This is a genomic window from Methyloceanibacter marginalis, assembly GCF_001723295.1.
Lineage (GTDB): Bacteria > Pseudomonadota > Alphaproteobacteria > Rhizobiales > Methyloligellaceae > Methyloceanibacter > Methyloceanibacter marginalis.
In genome coordinates this window covers 1-15,615 of sequence record NZ_LPWD01000051.1, presented here as the reverse complement: position 1 = coordinate 15,615, position 15,615 = coordinate 1, and the positions used below count along the sequence as shown (strand labels likewise).

Here is a 15,615-nt window from a genome sequence, read left to right as displayed (position 1 = left end):
GAGCGGCCGGCCCGCGCACGCAGTCCTCCTCACCACGGGTGAAGGAGCTGTTCGGCGTTGCTTCCGTCGCCGAGGCCGCGGCCCTCGCCGCCGCGGGTCCCGCCTCCAAGCTTATTGTCGCGCGCATCGTGGTGGGGCCCGCGACCTGCGCCCTCGCCGCCGCGGACGCGAGGCGTGACCGTCCATTTCATCGGCGCCGGGCCTGGCGCCGCCGACCTGATTACGGTGCGGGGCCGCGACCTCCTCGCGCGCTGCCCTGTCTGCCTCTATGCCGGCTCTATCGTATCAAGAGACCTGCTCGCCTACTGCCCTCCCGGCGCGCTTGTCGATACGGCGCCCCTCGCGCTCGATGAGATAGAGGCGGAGTATGTCACCGCGCATGAAGCGGGGCAGGATGTAGCACGGCTCCATTCCGGCGACCTCTCGGTGTTCAGCGCCGTGGCCGAGCAGATGCGCCGGCTCGACGCCCGCGCTATTCCCTTCACGCTGACGCCGGGCGTGCCTGCCTTCGCCGCTGCCGCCGCAGTGCTCCAACGCGAGCTCACCGTGCCGGAAGTGGCGCAGAGCGTCGTCCTCACCCGTGTGGCGGGACGCGCCTCCGCCATGCCCGCCGGAGAGACGCTTGCGGCATTCGGGGCCACGGGCGCACGCCTGGCGATCCACCTCGCCGTCCATGCGCTGGATAAGGTCGTGGGGGAGTTGAAACCGTACTACGGCGCGGACTGTCCTGTGGCCGTGGTGGCGCATGCGAGCCAGCCGCAAGAACGCATCCTGCGCGGTACGCTTCAAGATATTTGCGCGCAACTGGCAGAGGGTCCCATCGAGCGCACGGCGCTGATCCTGGTTGGCCCGGCGCTCGCAACTCGAGATTTCAGGGAGAGCGCGCTCTATGACGCGGATTATCGCCGCCGTTATCGCGGAGGCCCGGTATGAGCGCGCCCGGGTTCATCGTCGCGGCCCACAAATCGGGCGCCGGCAAGACGACAGTGACGCTCTCGTTGCTCGCCGCGCTACGCCGCCGCGGACTGGCCGTGCAGGCGGCCAAAGCCGGGCCGGACTATATAGACCCGGCGTTCCATGCGGCAGCGACCGGCCGTCCAAGCGTCAATCTCGACAGCTGGGCCATGGCGCCCGGCCTCCTGGATGGCCTGGTGCGCGCGGCCGTCGCCGGCAGCGATATCCTCGTCATCGAGGGCGTCATGGGCCTGTTTGACGGGATCGGCGGCGAGCCGGGCCGCACGGGGTCCACCGCCGATCTCGCTTCGCGTTTTGATCTCCCGGTCCTGCTGGTGATCGACGTTTCCGGTCAGTCGCAGTCGGCGGCGGCGCTGCTGCGCGGCTTCGCCAGTCACGATTTGCGCGTTCGCATCGCGGGCGTCATTCTGAACCGCGTCGGCAGCGAACGGCACCATCGGCTTGCTGCGACCGCCATCGAGGCATTGCAGATTCCCCTTCTCGGCGTTCTGCCTCGCAACGAGGCGATCGCCTTACCCGAACGGCACTTGGGGCTGGTTCAAGCGGGTGAGCATGGCGACCTGGAGACGCGGCTCGATGCGCTCGCGGAGATGGCCGAGCGGCATCTCGATCTCGATGCAATTCTCAATCTCGCGGCGCCGCCATCGGCAACAATCGTGAAGCCGACAACGGCGCTGCCGCCACCCGGCTCGCGCATCGCCCTGGCGCAGGACGCGGCCTTCACCTTCGTCTATCCGCATCTCGTCCAAGACTGGCGGGTACAAGGTGCGGAGATCTTGCCGTTCTCTCCACTCGCCGACGAAGGACCCGGGGAGGCGTGCGACGCCTGCTGGCTGCCCGGCGGCTATCCGGAACTGCATGCGGGCGCCCTGGCCAAAGCAGAGAACTTCAAGAGATCGCTTGCGGCGTTCGCCGGAACCCGGCCCGTGCACGGGGAGTGCGGCGGCTACATGGTTCTGGGCGAGGGGCTGGTCGACGCGAAAGGCAGACGTCACGCTATGACGGGCTTGCTCGGTCATGCGACGAGCTTCGCGGAACGCAAGCTTCATCTCGGCTATCGCCAGGCGCAGCTGTTGGCGGACTGCGTGCTTGGCAAGCAAGGCACCATGGTCCGGGGCCACGAGTTCCACTACGCGCGCATCACCGAGACCGGCAACGATGCACCGCTCACCGAGATCGCCGACGGCGAGGGCAAGGCGCTAGGCACTGCGGGCCAAAGGCGCGGCAACGTCACCGGCACTTTCTTCCATGCGATCGCTGCAGCCTGACTCAGCTAGATTTGTCGGAAATTTGTGCTTCTTCAAAGGTCGCCATGCCCGTGTGGCAGGCGAGCGCGGCACGCAACACCAACAGCGCGACCGCGGCCCCCGAGCCTTCGCCGAGCCGCAAGCCGAGATCGAGCAGCGGCGTCATACCGAGTTCGTCCAGCAACAGACCGTGTCCGGCTTCCGCTGAGAGATGTCCGACGCGAGCATGATCGAGGGAGTCTTCGCGCAAGAGTTTCAACGGCGCCACGGCCGCCGTCGACACGATCCCGTCGATGAGCACCGGGATGTGTTTGTGGCGCGCCGCCAGACATGCGCCGAGGATGGCGGCGAGTTCTCGGCCGCCGACGCAGGCCGCCGCGCGCAAGGGATCGCCGAGTGCATCCTTATGACGTTCGAGCGCTTTCTCGATGGCCGCGCGCTTGCGGGCAAGTCCCTGGTCATCAATGCCCGTGCCCGTGCCGGCAAAACGTCCGCCGCCGCCGAACAGGGCTGCGGACAGTGCCGCCGCCGCGGTGGTGTTGCCGATTCCCATCTCGCCGAGGACGACCAGATCGGCATCGTCGGAGACTTCGTCGTAGCCGGCGCCCACCGCATCGAGAAACGCCGTCTCATCCATGGCAGGCTTTTTGGTGAAATCCGCAGTCGGTGTGTCCAACGACAACGATGTGATGCGCAAGGCGGCGCCGCTCAAGCAGGCGAGTTGGTTGATGGCCGCGCCGCCTGCGGCGAAGTTGGCCACCATCTGAGCCGTGACCTCCGAGGGGTACGCAGAGACGCCTTGGGCGGTGACCCCGTGATTGGCCGCGAAGACCAGGATCTCGGGCCTATCGAGCCTCGGCGGGTTGCGGCCCTGCCAGGCGGCGAGCCAGGCGGTGAGGTCCTCCAACCGCCCCAGACTTCCCGAGGGCTTCGTCAACCGCGCTTCGCGCGCGCTCACGGCCTCGGCGGTGGCTTGGTCCGCGTCGGGCAGATCGCGGCAGGCGGCGCGCAATTGCTCTAATGAAGCGAAGCGGGACATTTCGGCGTAGGCTCCGGCGGAAGCGGCAGCAAAGGATTTTACGGGGATGGGCGCCATTACCACGGACCTCAGGACGGGCCTAGCCTTTTGCACGCGGCTCCCTGTCTCAGTGCCGGAGGCCGCGAACTTGGCGCGAGCCGCATGGACCTTCCCCGTCGTCGGCGCGATGGTCGGTGCACTCGGCGCGCTGGTCTATTGGCTCGCCGACAGCTTGGGCCTGCCGCCTTTCGTCTCGGCCACGCTCGCGGTCGCCGCCACGGCGCTCATCACGGGCTGCCTGCATGAGGACGGGCTCGCCGATACCGCCGACGGCTTCGGCGGCGGCGGCACCAAGGCGCGCAAGCTGGAGATCATGCGCGACAGCCGCAGCGGCGCCTACGGCGTCGTAGTGCTCATCGTGGCTGTCCTACTGCGCGTGGGTGCGATCGCCGCCCTCGCCGGGCCGGGGCCCGCAGCCGCAGCCCTCATCGCGGCCCATGCGGGGGCACGAGGGGTGCTGCCGCTGTTCATGCGCGCGGTTCCCAACGCTCGCGAGGACGGGCTGTCGGCGGGCGTCGGAACACCGACGACCGGCGCGGCCACGGCCGCCACGCTACTCGGGCTCCTCGCGCTGATGGTTTCCCTCGGGATTGGAACGGGACTCGTCGCCGCGCTCGTGGTCGTTGCCGGGCTCATTTTTCTGGTGCGTCTCAGCGTCAAGCAGATCGGCGGGCAGACCGGCGATGTGCTCGGCGCCGTGGAACAGATGAGCGAGATCCTGATTTTATTGACTGCCGCGGCGCTATGGTGAGCAAACCCCTAAGCGGGCTGTAACGGGGCGGAAAGACACCCGGTGCTAGAGTGCTCACAGAACAAGAGTCCCTCGACGGACTCGAAAGAACCGCAGGGAGTAGTCGAATGCGTATCGTGCTGGCGTTTTCACTTATTTGCGGCGTTGCGTTCGTCGCCCCGACGATCGTCACAGCGGCGCCGCTCGCCGTTTCCGAGCATGCGGCAATGACCAAAACGGTCGCCGGCGGTCAGTCGAAAGTCGAGACCGTGGGCTGGCGCGCCCGGGGCCGCCGCGGTGCGCGGCGCGCCGTGCGGGGCTGTGGCTGGCAGTGCACGCCTTATTGGCGGCCCTACCAGTATTACAATTGGCAGTATTACTACCCCTATGGCGGACCGCTCTTCTAGGAGCGAGCCTCACTCTTTCTGAACAGGTTTCACGCCGAAGTGACGGGCAGGCGCATTGCCGCGCCCGCATGCCCCCGGTAAGGTTAGTTCGGCCGGGGGCGGTTGGCGTACCAGGAGATCGAAATGCGTCACTCCCTCATTCTGTTTGCCGCCGCAGGACTTGTGGCGGTTTTCTCACTTGGCGCCGCACCGGCGCAAGCCGCGCCCCTTCCCAAAATCGATCAGGCAAGCCCGGCGAACGCCGGCGTGGAGTCTGTGGCTACCGCCGGCGCGGTTATCGCCCTTACCGTTACGCGCGGCCCTACGGCTATTACGCACCGCGCTATTACGCGCCGAGGCGCTATTATTATGGCCCGCCTTACGCGCGCTATTACGGCAATTACGGGTACTGGGGACGCCCTATTACGGACGCCGCTATTACTGGTAGCAGACGGCGATCGCAGGACAATTAGGCGGACCGGCGGTCTCCCCGCCGGTCCTTTTGCATTGCCGGTAACAAAGGGGTGACAGTGCGGCGGCCGTTGTGGCAGAGTGCGCCGCGTGACCCCGCCCCTTCCCGCCATATCAGACCGTGCCTTGGCGCTCGCCCGCGCCGCACTCGAGCGCCCCGGAGCGCCGGACGCCCTTCCCGACCGCTTGCTCGTGGTCGACGTGGAACGGCAGACCGCGGTCTGGCTCGAGACCTTGACGGCTCTCGGCGCATGGCCGGTGTCCACGGCAAAGAACGGCATCGGCGGTGAAGAGAATTCCTTCAAGACGCCGCCCGGCTGGCACCGCATCCATGCACGCATCGGCGCGGAAGCCTGTCCGGGAACCGTGTTCGTATCGCGCGAGCCCACGGGCGAGACCTGGTGCGGCGAGGATTGCGACGGCGATCTCATCCTGACGCGCATCCTCACCCTCGACGGACTCGAGGACGGCAGCAATCGCGGACCAGGGCACGACTCTCTCGAACGCTACATCTATCTCCACGGCACCAACCAAGAGGCGCTGATCGGCCGCCCCATGTCGCAGGGCTGCGTGCGGCTTGGGAATGCCGATATCCGCGCGCTGTTCGATGTCGTGCGCGAAGGCGATTTCGTGCTCATCGCCGCCTCCACGGATCGCGTCATCCCCGACCCCTACGGCGATGGACGCTTTCACTATGCAGGGCTCGGCGGCTCCGGCATGAGCGCCATCGCCCAATTTCAGGCGATGACCGGCGGGCGGGTGTCGGGAAGCGACCGCGCCTTCGATCACGGCGAACGTGGAGCCATGCGCGCGCAGCTCGAGGCGCTCGGCATCGACGTGTTCCCCCAGGACGGCAGCGGCGCGGGGACAGATTGTGCCGCGCTCGTGGTGTCCACGGCGGTCGAGGAGCAAGTTCCGGATTTCGCGGCGGCGAAAGCAAGCAACATCCCTATTGTGCATCGGTCGGAGATGCTCGCCCATTTCGTCGGCGCCTACAGATCGATCGCCGTGACAGGCACCAGCGGCAAGTCCACCGTCACCGGCATGACGTTTGAAATCTTGCGTGGCGCAGGACGAGATCCTTCCGTCATCACCGGTGGCGACTTGCCCGCGCTGCAGGCCGAGGGGCTGATCGGCAATGCCTGCGCCGGCGACTCCGATCTTCTCGTGGTCGAGGCGGACGAGAGCGACGGCTCGCTCGTGCGCTATGCACCGGCCGTGGGTGTGCTCCTGAATCTCCAGCGCGATCACAAGGAGATGGATGAGGTGGCGGCAATGTTCGCGACGTTGCGGGCGCGGGCGCGCGAAACGCTTGTCGTCGGCGACGATCCGAACCTCGACCCGTTCGGAGGCGGGAGCCTGCGGTTCGGGCTCAGCGCGCACGCCCATGTGCGTGGCCAAGACATCGCGCCGGAAGCGTATGGGAGCAGATTCAGGGTGGATGAGGTTGCCTTCGAAATTCCCGTGCCCGGAATCCACAACGTGATGAACGCGCTGGCGGCGATTGCCGCATGCCGTGCGGTCGACGTGCCGCTTGCCGATATGGCGGCGCCGCTGGCCGGCTTCTCTGGCATCGGGCGGCGGTTCCAAACAGTGGGCTGCGTGCGCGGAATCGAGGTGGTGGACGATTTCGCCCACAATGCCGAGAAAATCGCCGCAGCCATCCGCACCGCGAAGCTCCGGGGCAAGCGCGTATTGGCGGTCTACCAGCCACACGGCTATGGGCCGACGCGGTTTTTGCGGAACGACTTCGTGCGCACTTTTTCCGGGGAGCTCGGGCCGGAAGACGGGCTGTGGATGCTCGAAGTGTTCTATGCGGGTGGCACGGCGACGCGCGATTTCTCGGCGGCCGAGATCATCGATGAGATTGCGGCGCATGGCACGCGCGCCGGGTTTGCGCCGTCGCGTGACTGGCTGATCGGCCGCATTGCCGAGGACGCAAAGGACGGCGACGTGGTGCTGGTGATGGGTGCGCGCGACCCCTCGCTCACGGCCTTTGCGCGCGACATCCTCGGCGCGCTTGCTGCCTGAGCCGCCTAGTTTCCGAAAATGCCAGAGATAAAGTTGTCGAAGCCGCCGCCGGTCCGCCGACGCTGTGCCTGAGCTTGCGTGCTGGAACTCGAACCCGACTCTGCCACCTCGGGCGTCGCGGGCATCGGGAAATGGGCCGGGTTGCTGAACAGTTTCGACGCCATGCGGTTGTCGATGCCATAGAAATCGGCGAAGTCGCTCACCGTTCCGTCCTGGCCGGCCATGGCCGTGAAGTAGGTCAGATGCACGGGCACGTGGCGGTTGAGCGCAATCACCGTGCTCGAGCCGGGCCCTTTCGCCACCAAGCTTCGCACCTGATTCATCGACCAGCCCTTGTCCTCGCCCAGAAGCAACGCGGCGAAACGGTCGGGCTGGTTCACGCGAATGCAGCCATGGCTCAGCGTGCGCGTTCTCTCCGCGAACAGCTCGCGCTGAGGCGTGTCGTGCATGTAGATGGCGTGCTTGTTGGGGAAGTTGAACTTGAACTGGCCGAGCGGGTTGGCCGGGCCGGGATCCTGCGTGAAAGTATAGGCGTGGATGTTGACGCTGTTCCAGTCGACAGTATCCGCGCTGATGCGCTCACCCTTGTAGCTCACCGAGAGTCCGTAGCGGCGTAGAATGGCATCCTTGGAGTTGCCGAAGAAGCCGCCACCGCTGGGCCCTGGAGCTTCGGCGCCAAATCCTCCTTGATGATGGTCGGCGGTACGGTCCAGTTCGGGTGGAACACGATGTTGCGCATTGGCGCGGAGAAGAACGGCGTGGCATATTTGTACTGACCGACGATCGTCTTCTCCTGATAGATCACCTGGTCGCCCTTAATGACGCGCACATTGAATTCCGGCACGTTGTTCCAAACGTGGTAGTTGCCGAGCTGGCGCGGCAGCCAGCGCCAGCGCTCCATATTGATGACGATCAGTTGGACCTTGCGGTCGTCCTCAGGACGGCGCCCCGTGGCCTTCGCAGAATCGCGCGCCCGAACCAAGGCCTCCTGCAGCCGTTTGAACGGCACGTGTTGCGGATGGAGCGAGAGCAAATACTTGTCCGGCGCACCGGATGCTGCCATCTCGGTGAGCACGGTCTTCGGATCGCGCAAGGTTGGATGCTGGTCGAACAGCTTGCTGACCTGCGACGGCGAGAGCCGTCCAATCTGGGCGTCGCGCGCATAGCTCAGAATGGCGATCGACAGCTCGATCTCGGCATCCGCCTGGGCGTCCTCAGTCGCCGGCGCCGCGTCGGCGGCGGGCAGCTCGAAGGAGGAGGCTTGCAGCCCCCAGTCGTCGGCCTTGCGAATCTCGGCCATGATCGCCTTGGCCTTATCGGAGAAGCCGCTCTCCGTAATCCACAGCGGCGGCTCCTCGCGGGCGCCATAGAGCTCCGTCAGCGCTTTGAGGTCCGACGCGGCCGCGCTCTTGTATTGGCCCGGCTTCTCAAGCTTGGCGCGGATGACGGCGACGACCGGATGGGCCGGCGGCGGCGGAGGCGGCGCTGCCTCCTCGGCAACGGCCTCCTCGTCACTTGGCGCCTCGGAGGTCTCCTCTGAACTTTCCCCGCTCTTGCTGGAGGCCGCATTCTCGTCCGCGACTTTCTCCGCGTCCGCGTCGGCCGAAGCGTTCTCGGCGGGTGCTTCCTCGGCCTCGACTTTCTCGTCTTCGACCTTTTCGTCCTCGACCTTTTCGTCTTCGACCTTCTCGTCCTCGGACGGCACCGTATCCAGCGCTTCGACCGTGGGCGTCTCTTCCTCCGTTGCCTCCTGGCCGGGGGCCGGCGCGCTCGGGGGCGTCAGCGCGGCTACCTTGGTCTCTTTGTCCGGCTCCTCGTCCTCCGCCTTTGTCTCTTCCTCGTCGTCATTGGACGGCGTGGCGTCGGCGACGGGGGTTACGACGGCAGCGAGAACCTCATCCGGGGGCGGCGACACATCGAGTACGACGCTTGCATCGTAAGGCGGCGTCTTGGCCTGCTCCGGCGTCTCAGCCGGTTCCGCAGCCTCTTCAGGATCGGCAACTGCCTCGATCTTCGCCGTCTCTATCGCTGCGGGCTCTGTGTCTTCCAAGGCTGTTGCCGGCGTCCCGTCCTCTGCGTTCTCAGACGTTTCAATTGCGGGCGGCGCCACCGCGGCGATCTCCGCCAGTCTCTCGTCTTCCTTGGGTTCAGTTGGAGCGGTCTCGGCCGGAGCGGTCTCGGCCGTGTCGGCAGGTGTTTCGTCACCGTCGATGTCGCCCTGTTTGGCTTCGGTCGGCCGCGGATCCTCGGACTCGTCCGTCATGGCGGTTTCATCGTCCGCGTCGGTCTCTACCGGTTCCGCCTCCGCCGTCATCTCCGGCGGCGCATCCGACGCCGCGGTCTCCACGGCGCCGGTTGGCTTGGCGTCGCCCTCGTCCAAATCCGCGTCGGCCTTAGCCGTCTCTACCGGTTCGGCCTCTTCGACCGGTTCGTTGGTGTCTTGTGCCTCTTCGGAGTCTTGGGCCGCGGGAGCTTCCGCGGTCTCGGCGGACGCCTCTTCCGGTTCTGCCGCCTCGGTGGACTCCGTTGCATCGGTCGACCCGGCAGCGGACACAGACTCATTCGGCTGTTCATCCGAGACGGCCGTGGTCTTCGTTTCGGCGTCCTCCTCGGGCGCGGCTTCGGCCGTCTCAAGGGCCTCAGAGGAATTGTCCTCCGTCGCCGCAGGCTCCATCGCGGCGGTCTCGATCTCGGGGGCTTGAGTTTCGGCCGCGGCCTCTTTCCGCTCGGGCGCGGGAAGCGCCAGGGCGACGCTCGCCGCCGACGCGGTCCCGACGACAACCATGGCTTCGCTGTTGTCGGCGATCTCCGGCGACACGGCAGCGGCGGATACGCCGGCTGTCACACGGCTGGGATTGCGCTTCGGTATAGTGGGGCGGAAAACCTGCTTCCGCTGGGCGGCCTTGGGCTTGAATTCGAAGAGGCCAGGAATTCGAAATTCCGCAGCCGCAGGCGGCGGCGCGATTGCGCCCGCGCACCACGCCGCTGCAGCTACTGCGAGTAGCCCCACAACTGTGGGTCGTCCGCCCATCTCCTGGTCCCCTCAACCCCATCAGCGTAGTCCCTGGGACTACCAACGGCCACTCTGAAATCACTGACGATTTCGTGAGAGACCTGACGGATATCGGCAAAACGGGGCGGTTCCTGGGCCTCCGGGTAGAATTAACGAAACGTTTCGCCGAGCGTGGCGTTTGGGAGACACATACGAAGCACCCCAGAGGATTTTCCGGCTATTTGCCCCGAGAATGGGCATATGCGCGGATTCCACGCAGACGTTATGACACCCGAAATTTGATCACAGCAGGCATTGATGCAATAACCGCCGACATCAGCGGAACTCCCAGCTCTTGAAACCCTGACGCGGGTGCTCGCGAAGCCTCGCGGTAATCGGCCCCATTCTTGCTCGCATCTTTGACTATGCACGCATGTCGGCCTGAACTTCTCAGAAATCCGAGGTTCTAATCATGTGCGGTTTGTGCGGCGAGATCACCTTCGACGGCTCGCCTGCTTCGGTCGAGGCGCTCAGCGCCATGACTTGCTCCATGTGCCCGCGAGGCCCCGATGCGGAGGGCATCTTGGCCCGCGGCCGCGTCGCTCTCGGCCATCGCCGCCTCAAGATCATCGACCTGTCGGAGCGCGGACAGCAGCCGATGGTCGATTCCGAACTGGGCTTGAGCCTGGTCTTCAACGGCTGCATCTACAATCACAAGGACCTCAGGGCCGAGCTGGAAGGCAAGGGCTACCGCTTCTTCTCCACCAGCGACACAGAGGTGATCCTCAAGGCGTGGCACGCCTGGGGACCGGACGCGCCGAAGCGCTTCAACGGCATGTTCGCCTTCGTGATCCACGAGCGCGACACGGGCCGGGTCGCCATGTGCCGGGACCGGCTCGGCATCAAGCCCCTCTACTACGTGCAAGACGACAAGCATTTGCGCTTCGCCTCCACCCTGCCGGCGCTGGTTGCGGCGGGCGGCGTCGATACCGCAATCGACCCGGTGGGCCTTTCCTACTACATGACCTTCCACGCCGTGGTGCCCCCGCCGCATACGATCCTGCGGGGCGTGCGCAAGCTGCCGCCGGCAACCTTGCGCATCGTCGAGCCGGACGGGCGTATCAAAGACAACGTCTATTGGGCGCTGACCTTCGAGCGTTCCCGCGAAGACCTGACGATCGATCATGCGGTCTGGAAAGAGCGCGTGGGCGATGCCCTGCGCCGCGCCGTCGACCGGCGCATGATCGCCGACGTGCCCGTCGGCGTGCTGCTTTCCGGCGGCGTCGATTCGAGCCTCATCGTGGGCTTGCTGGCGGAAGCCGGACAGCAGCACCTCAAGACCTTCTCCATCGGTTTCGAGGCTGCGCATGGCGAGGCCGGCGACGAGTTCAAATACTCCGACATCATCGCCGAGCGCTTCGACACCGATCACACCAAGATCATGATCCCCACGGCGAACATGCTCAGCGCATTGCCGGACACGATCGCCGCCATGTCGGAGCCCATGGTCTCCTATGACAATGTCGGCTTCTATTTGTTGTCGCGCGAGGTGGCGAAGCACGTGAAGGTCGTGCAGAGCGGCCAAGGCGCGACGGAGGTGTTCGCCGGCTATCACTGGTATCCGAAGCTCGAAAACTCCAACGACATCCTCACCGACTACAAGGCGCTGTTCTTCGACCGCGACCGCGACAAGCTCGGCAGCCAGTCTCGGCGCGGGCTGGATGTCGGAGGACGAGCCGGCGCGTTCGTCGAAGCGCATATCACGCGGGCGGGTGCGGAGACGCCGCTCGACCGGGCCTTGCGCATCGACACGACGGTGATGCTGGTGGACGACCCGGTGAAGCGCGTTGACAACATGACCATGGCTTGGGGGTTAGAGGCGCGCGTTCCCTTCCTCGATCACGAGCTTGTCGAGCTTGCCGCGCGCGTGCCGCCCGAACTGAAACTGAAGGACGAAGGCAAGGGCGTGCTGAAAGACGTGGCGCGCGACGTGATCCCGCAGGAGGTGATCGACAGGCCCAAGGGCTATTTCCCCGTGCCGGCGCTCAAATATATCGACGGGCCGGTGCTGGAGATGACGAAGGACGCCCTCACCTCACAGGCGGCGCGCGAGCGGGCGCTGTTCCGCCCCGAGTATCTCGGTTGCCTGTTCGACGATCCCACCGCGCACATCACGCCATTGCGTGGATCCGAGCTATGGCAGTGCGCGTTATTGGAACTATGGCTGCAAACCCACAACATATAGGCGTGGCGATGAGCATAGACAAAGCCAGCACCGGCGACGCCGTAGAGACAGACGCGCCGCCGACCGAATGGGGCGGCACGGCCAGGCCAATGTCGCTCTCGACTGCGGCTGGGGGCGGCTGCTGTTCGGTCAGACCTTTGCCGAAGCCAGCGAGCTCGCGGCCTGCATTCGGGCCGAAGGTCCGGGCCGACGCGACATCGCCTTCTACATTCTCGACCCGCACGTGGTGCTCGCCGCCGCGCCCCAGGAGCTGTTCCTGGATCCCTCGCATACCTACAGGCTCGATCTCAGCAAATATGAGCCCGCGAAGTCCAAACCGCGCGGCTTCTACATTCGCCGGCTGAGCTCCGTTCAGGATGCCGAGGAGGTCAACCGCATCTATGCCGCCCGCGGCATGGTCACGGTCTCACCCGACTTCTTCTGGGAGAAGCGCGACAGCCGGGCGATCACCTATTTCGTCGCCGAGGACGAGGCCACCGGCGGCATTATCGGCACGGTTACCGGTGTCGATCACGACGCCGCGTTCGGCGACATCGAGCACGGCTCGTCGCTCTGGTGTCTGGCCGTCGATCCCCAAGCCACGCTGCCTGGAATCGGCGAGGCGCTGGTGCGTAGGCTCGCGGAGCATTTCAAGGAGCGTGGCTCGGCCTTCATGGACTTGTCGGTGATGCACGACAATGAGCAGGCCATCGCCCTTTACGACAAGCTCGGGTTCATCCGGTGGGCCACGTTCACCGTCAAGCGCAAGAACGTCATCAACGAGCGGCTGTTCACCGAGGCGCCGTTCGACGAACAGGCGCTCAATCCATACGCTCGGATCATCATCGACGAGGCGCTGCGGCGGGGCATTGGCGTCGACATTATCGATGCGGAGGGCGGCTTTTTTCGCCTGACCTATGGCGGCCGCTCCGTGATGTGCCGCGAGAGCCTCACGGCGCTGACCACGGCCATCGCCATGAGCATTTGCGACGACAAACGCGTGACGCGCCGCATCGTGAGGGCGGCCGAGGTTCGCGTGCCGGAACAGGTCACGGCCGACGACGAGGAACGCACGCGGGCTTTCGTGGAAGACCACGAGGCGGTGGTGGTCAAGCCCGCGCGCGGCGAGCAGGGCAAGGGCGTCGCCGTCGGTCTTAAAAGCTGGGATCAGGCCAAGACCGCGATCGAGGCGGCCCAAAAAATCTGTAACGAGGTGGTGGTCGAGGAGTTCGTCGAGGGGGCGGATCTCCGGATCATCGTTATCGATTACCGCGTGGTCGCCGCGGCGATCCGGAAGCCCGCGGCCGTGATCGGCAATGGACGCTCGAGCGTGCGCGATCTCATCGAACATCAATCAAGGCGCCGGTCCGCGGCCACCGGGGGCGAATCGTCAATCCCCATCGACGCGGAGACGGAACGCTGCGTGGCCGGAGCCGGCTATGGCCTCGACGACGTGCCGCCGGCCGACAAATATCTCGTGGTGCGGAAGACGGCCAATCTCCATACCGGCGGTACGATCCACGACGTCACGGGCATTCTGCATCGGACGCTGATCGACGCCGCGGTCAGGGCGGCTCGGGCCATCGAGATTCCGGTGACCGGAATCGATTTCATCGTGAAGGCGCCGACCGAGCCGGACTATTGGTTCATCGAGGCCAATGAACGGCCGGGACTGGCAAATCACGAGCCGCAGCCCACCGCCGAGCGTTTCGTGGACCTGCTGTTTCCCCAGTCCGTTCCCGCCACCGTGCGCGAGGCGCTTCAAATCTAGGCGCCTACGTATTACCCATTGTCCGACCGACCACGCTTGGGGCTTCCGCGAAGGGATACCCCAACAAAGGGACTGCCGTATGACGATCTTGCATATCGACCTGGACTATCTCGCCGACACGCTGGAGAAGCTGCTCTCGATCCCCAGCCCCACGAGCTATACGGACAATATCGTCCGTCATTGCGGGCAGGAGCTCGACCGGCTCGGCGTCCCCTTCGAGGTCACGCGGCGCGGCGCCATTCGGGCAGTCTTGCGCGGCAAGAAGCGGCGACCGGCCCGCGCCATCGCCGCCCATCTCGATACGCTCGGCGCGCAGGTAAAGCAGGTCAAGGACAATGGGCGCCTCGGTGTCGTACCGGTCGGCAGCTGGAGCGCGCGCTTCGCCGAAGGCGCACGCTGCACGATCTTCACCGAACAGGGCAGCTATCGCGGAACCATCCTGCCGCTCAAAGCCTCCGGTCACACCTACGGCGAGGAAGTCGACGAGCAGCCTTGTGGTTGGGAGCATGTGGAGGTGCGGGTCGACGCGCGATCCTCGAACGCCGACGAAGCCAAGAAGCTCGGCATTGATGTCGGCGACATTATTGCGATCGATCCCCAGCCGGAATTCCTCGAGAACGGCTTCATCTGCTCGCGGCATCTCGATGACAAGGCCGGCGTCGCCGTCATGCTCGCCGCACTCCAGGCGCTCATTCCCGTCAAGAACAAGCTGCCGGTCGATGTCTATTTTCTATTCACCATCGAGGAAGAGGTGGGCGTCGGCGCGTCGAATATTCTAACCGAGGACGTCGCCTCGCTGATTGCCGTGGACAACGGCACCACGGCGCCAGGACAAGGCAGCGCCGAGTTCGGCGTCACCATCGCCATGGCCGATCACAACGGCCCCTTCGACTACCATCTGACCCGGCAGCTCGCCCGGCTCTGTGCCGATAACGATATCTTCCACCAGCGCGACGTCTTCCGGCACTATCGCTCCGATGTCGCCTCGGCCGTGGAAGCCGGCCACGACGTGCGCACGGCGCTGATCTGCTTCGGTATCGATGCCTCCCATGGCTGGGAGCGCATTCACGTCCATGCCTTGCGCTCCTTGGCTGAGCTGATCACCGCCTATGTCTTGGGTCCGGTCAAGTTCACCCGAGACGCCGAGGAAATCGGACCGCTCAAGGACTTCACCCGTCAGCCGATGGCCGAAGCCGAACAGGAACTGACCTCGGACGTCACTCTAGAGGAAGAGGACTAAATCGAGCTGCGTCGCCGCGCCATGCCATCGTGCGTGGCCTGCACTTCGATGAACACGCGCTGGACCTCGGGATAGCTCGTCTTGATCCGGCTCTCGAGCAGACTGACCGCCGCCTCGACGCGCTGCGAAGAAATGCCGTCGGCAAAATCAACGCTCAAGACCAGCAAGATCTCGTGCGGGGCGAGGTGCATGGTGCGCAGTTCATTGATGTGCAGGATATCCGGCGCGTCCTTGATGATCTCACGGATGCCCCGCACGACGGCCGGGCTCGCCGCCTCGCCGATCAAGAGCCCCTTGGTCTCACGGGCGAGCAGGATCGCGGCGCCGGCGAGAATGGCCCCGATCACGATCGAGGCCACACCGTCGGCCCATTCGAGACCGAGTTCATAGGCTGCAGCTACGCCTGCCGCAGCCGCCACCAGGCCCAGCACTCGCGGCGCTGTCCTCGAACAGGACGGTGAACGTCGCAG

12 protein-coding genes and 1 pseudogene are annotated in these 15,615 nt (G+C 65.5%); 9 read left to right on the top strand and 4 right to left on the bottom strand.

Annotation, left to right across the window (positions count from 1 at the left end; all coding sequences use genetic code 11):
* From AUC71_RS21740 to AUC71_RS02695, 3 genes and pseudogenes are all read left to right on the top strand, one after another.
* Positions 1-146: pseudogene (locus AUC71_RS21740) on the top strand (cobalamin biosynthesis protein); the annotation flags it as partial.
* A gap of 28 nt (positions 147-174) precedes the next feature.
* Positions 175-933: a precorrin-4 C(11)-methyltransferase gene (gene cobM / locus AUC71_RS02700; protein ID WP_069623035.1), complete on the top strand. Its 759-nt coding sequence runs from the start codon at positions 175-177 to the stop codon at positions 931-933.
* Entirely contained in the window at positions 930-2,243 is a 1,314-nt protein-coding gene (locus AUC71_RS02695; RefSeq protein WP_069623034.1) for a cobyrinic acid a,c-diamide synthase CobB, read from the top strand. Before cobM ends, AUC71_RS02695 begins: the two co-directional genes overlap by 4 nt.
* Position 2,244: 1 nt before the next feature.
* Here the strand turns inward: AUC71_RS02695 and cobT are convergent, their stop codons facing one another.
* Positions 2,245-3,261, bottom strand: coding sequence for a nicotinate-nucleotide--dimethylbenzimidazole phosphoribosyltransferase (gene cobT, locus AUC71_RS02690; RefSeq protein ID WP_069623033.1), 1,017 nt, complete (start codon positions 3,259-3,261; stop codon positions 2,245-2,247).
* A gap of 46 nt (positions 3,262-3,307) precedes the next feature.
* Between cobT and cobS the strand changes: the two genes are divergently transcribed.
* The 3 genes from cobS to AUC71_RS02675 all read left to right on the top strand — a co-directional run bounded on the left by cobS (position 3,308) and on the right by AUC71_RS02675 (position 6,918).
* The gene (gene cobS / locus AUC71_RS02685; RefSeq protein WP_069623032.1) at positions 3,308-4,051 is read left to right on the top strand and encodes an adenosylcobinamide-GDP ribazoletransferase; all 744 of its coding nucleotides are present in this window, start codon (positions 3,308-3,310) and stop codon (positions 4,049-4,051) included.
* A 107-nt stretch (positions 4,052-4,158) separates the two neighbouring features.
* On the top strand, positions 4,159-4,437 hold the full coding sequence (locus tag AUC71_RS02680; RefSeq protein WP_069623031.1) for a hypothetical protein: 279 nt from the start codon (positions 4,159-4,161) through the stop codon (positions 4,435-4,437).
* A gap of 540 nt (positions 4,438-4,977) precedes the next feature.
* On the top strand, positions 4,978-6,918 hold the full coding sequence (locus tag AUC71_RS02675) for a glutamate ligase domain-containing protein (protein WP_158007674.1): 1,941 nt from the start codon (positions 4,978-4,980) through the stop codon (positions 6,916-6,918).
* A 5-nt stretch (positions 6,919-6,923) separates the two neighbouring features.
* On the opposite strand, the gene AUC71_RS21735 is transcribed toward AUC71_RS02675, so the two are convergent.
* Both AUC71_RS21735 and AUC71_RS21730 read right to left on the bottom strand, forming a co-directional pair.
* A complete protein-coding gene (locus AUC71_RS21735; protein ID WP_069623030.1) occupies positions 6,924-7,514 on the bottom strand; it encodes a L,D-transpeptidase family protein in 591 nt (196 codons plus the stop codon).
* Positions 7,511-9,763: a L,D-transpeptidase scaffold domain-containing protein gene (locus AUC71_RS21730; protein ID WP_069623029.1), complete on the bottom strand. Its 2,253-nt coding sequence runs from the start codon at positions 9,761-9,763 to the stop codon at positions 7,511-7,513. Before AUC71_RS21730 ends, AUC71_RS21735 begins: the two co-directional genes overlap by 4 nt.
* 619 nt (positions 9,764-10,382) lie before the next feature.
* Here AUC71_RS21730 and AUC71_RS02660 point away from each other — a divergent pair.
* The 3 genes from AUC71_RS02660 to AUC71_RS02650 all read left to right on the top strand — a co-directional run bounded on the left by AUC71_RS02660 (position 10,383) and on the right by AUC71_RS02650 (position 15,145).
* A complete protein-coding gene (locus AUC71_RS02660) occupies positions 10,383-12,155 on the top strand; it encodes an N-acetylglutaminylglutamine amidotransferase (protein ID WP_069623028.1) in 1,773 nt (590 codons plus the stop codon).
* A gap of 67 nt (positions 12,156-12,222) precedes the next feature.
* Positions 12,223-13,905, top strand: a complete 1,683-nt coding sequence (gene ngg, locus AUC71_RS02655; RefSeq protein ID WP_069623027.1) for an N-acetylglutaminylglutamine synthetase — start codon at positions 12,223-12,225, stop codon at positions 13,903-13,905.
* A gap of 79 nt (positions 13,906-13,984) precedes the next feature.
* Entirely contained in the window at positions 13,985-15,145 is a 1,161-nt protein-coding gene (locus AUC71_RS02650) for an osmoprotectant NAGGN system M42 family peptidase (protein WP_069623026.1), read from the top strand.
* Here AUC71_RS02650 and AUC71_RS02645 read toward each other — a convergent pair.
* Positions 15,142-15,615, bottom strand: a 474-nt coding sequence (locus AUC71_RS02645; protein ID WP_425283345.1) for a cation diffusion facilitator family transporter, incomplete at its 5' end; no start/stop codon positions are given. The genes AUC71_RS02650 and AUC71_RS02645 overlap by 4 nt on opposite strands.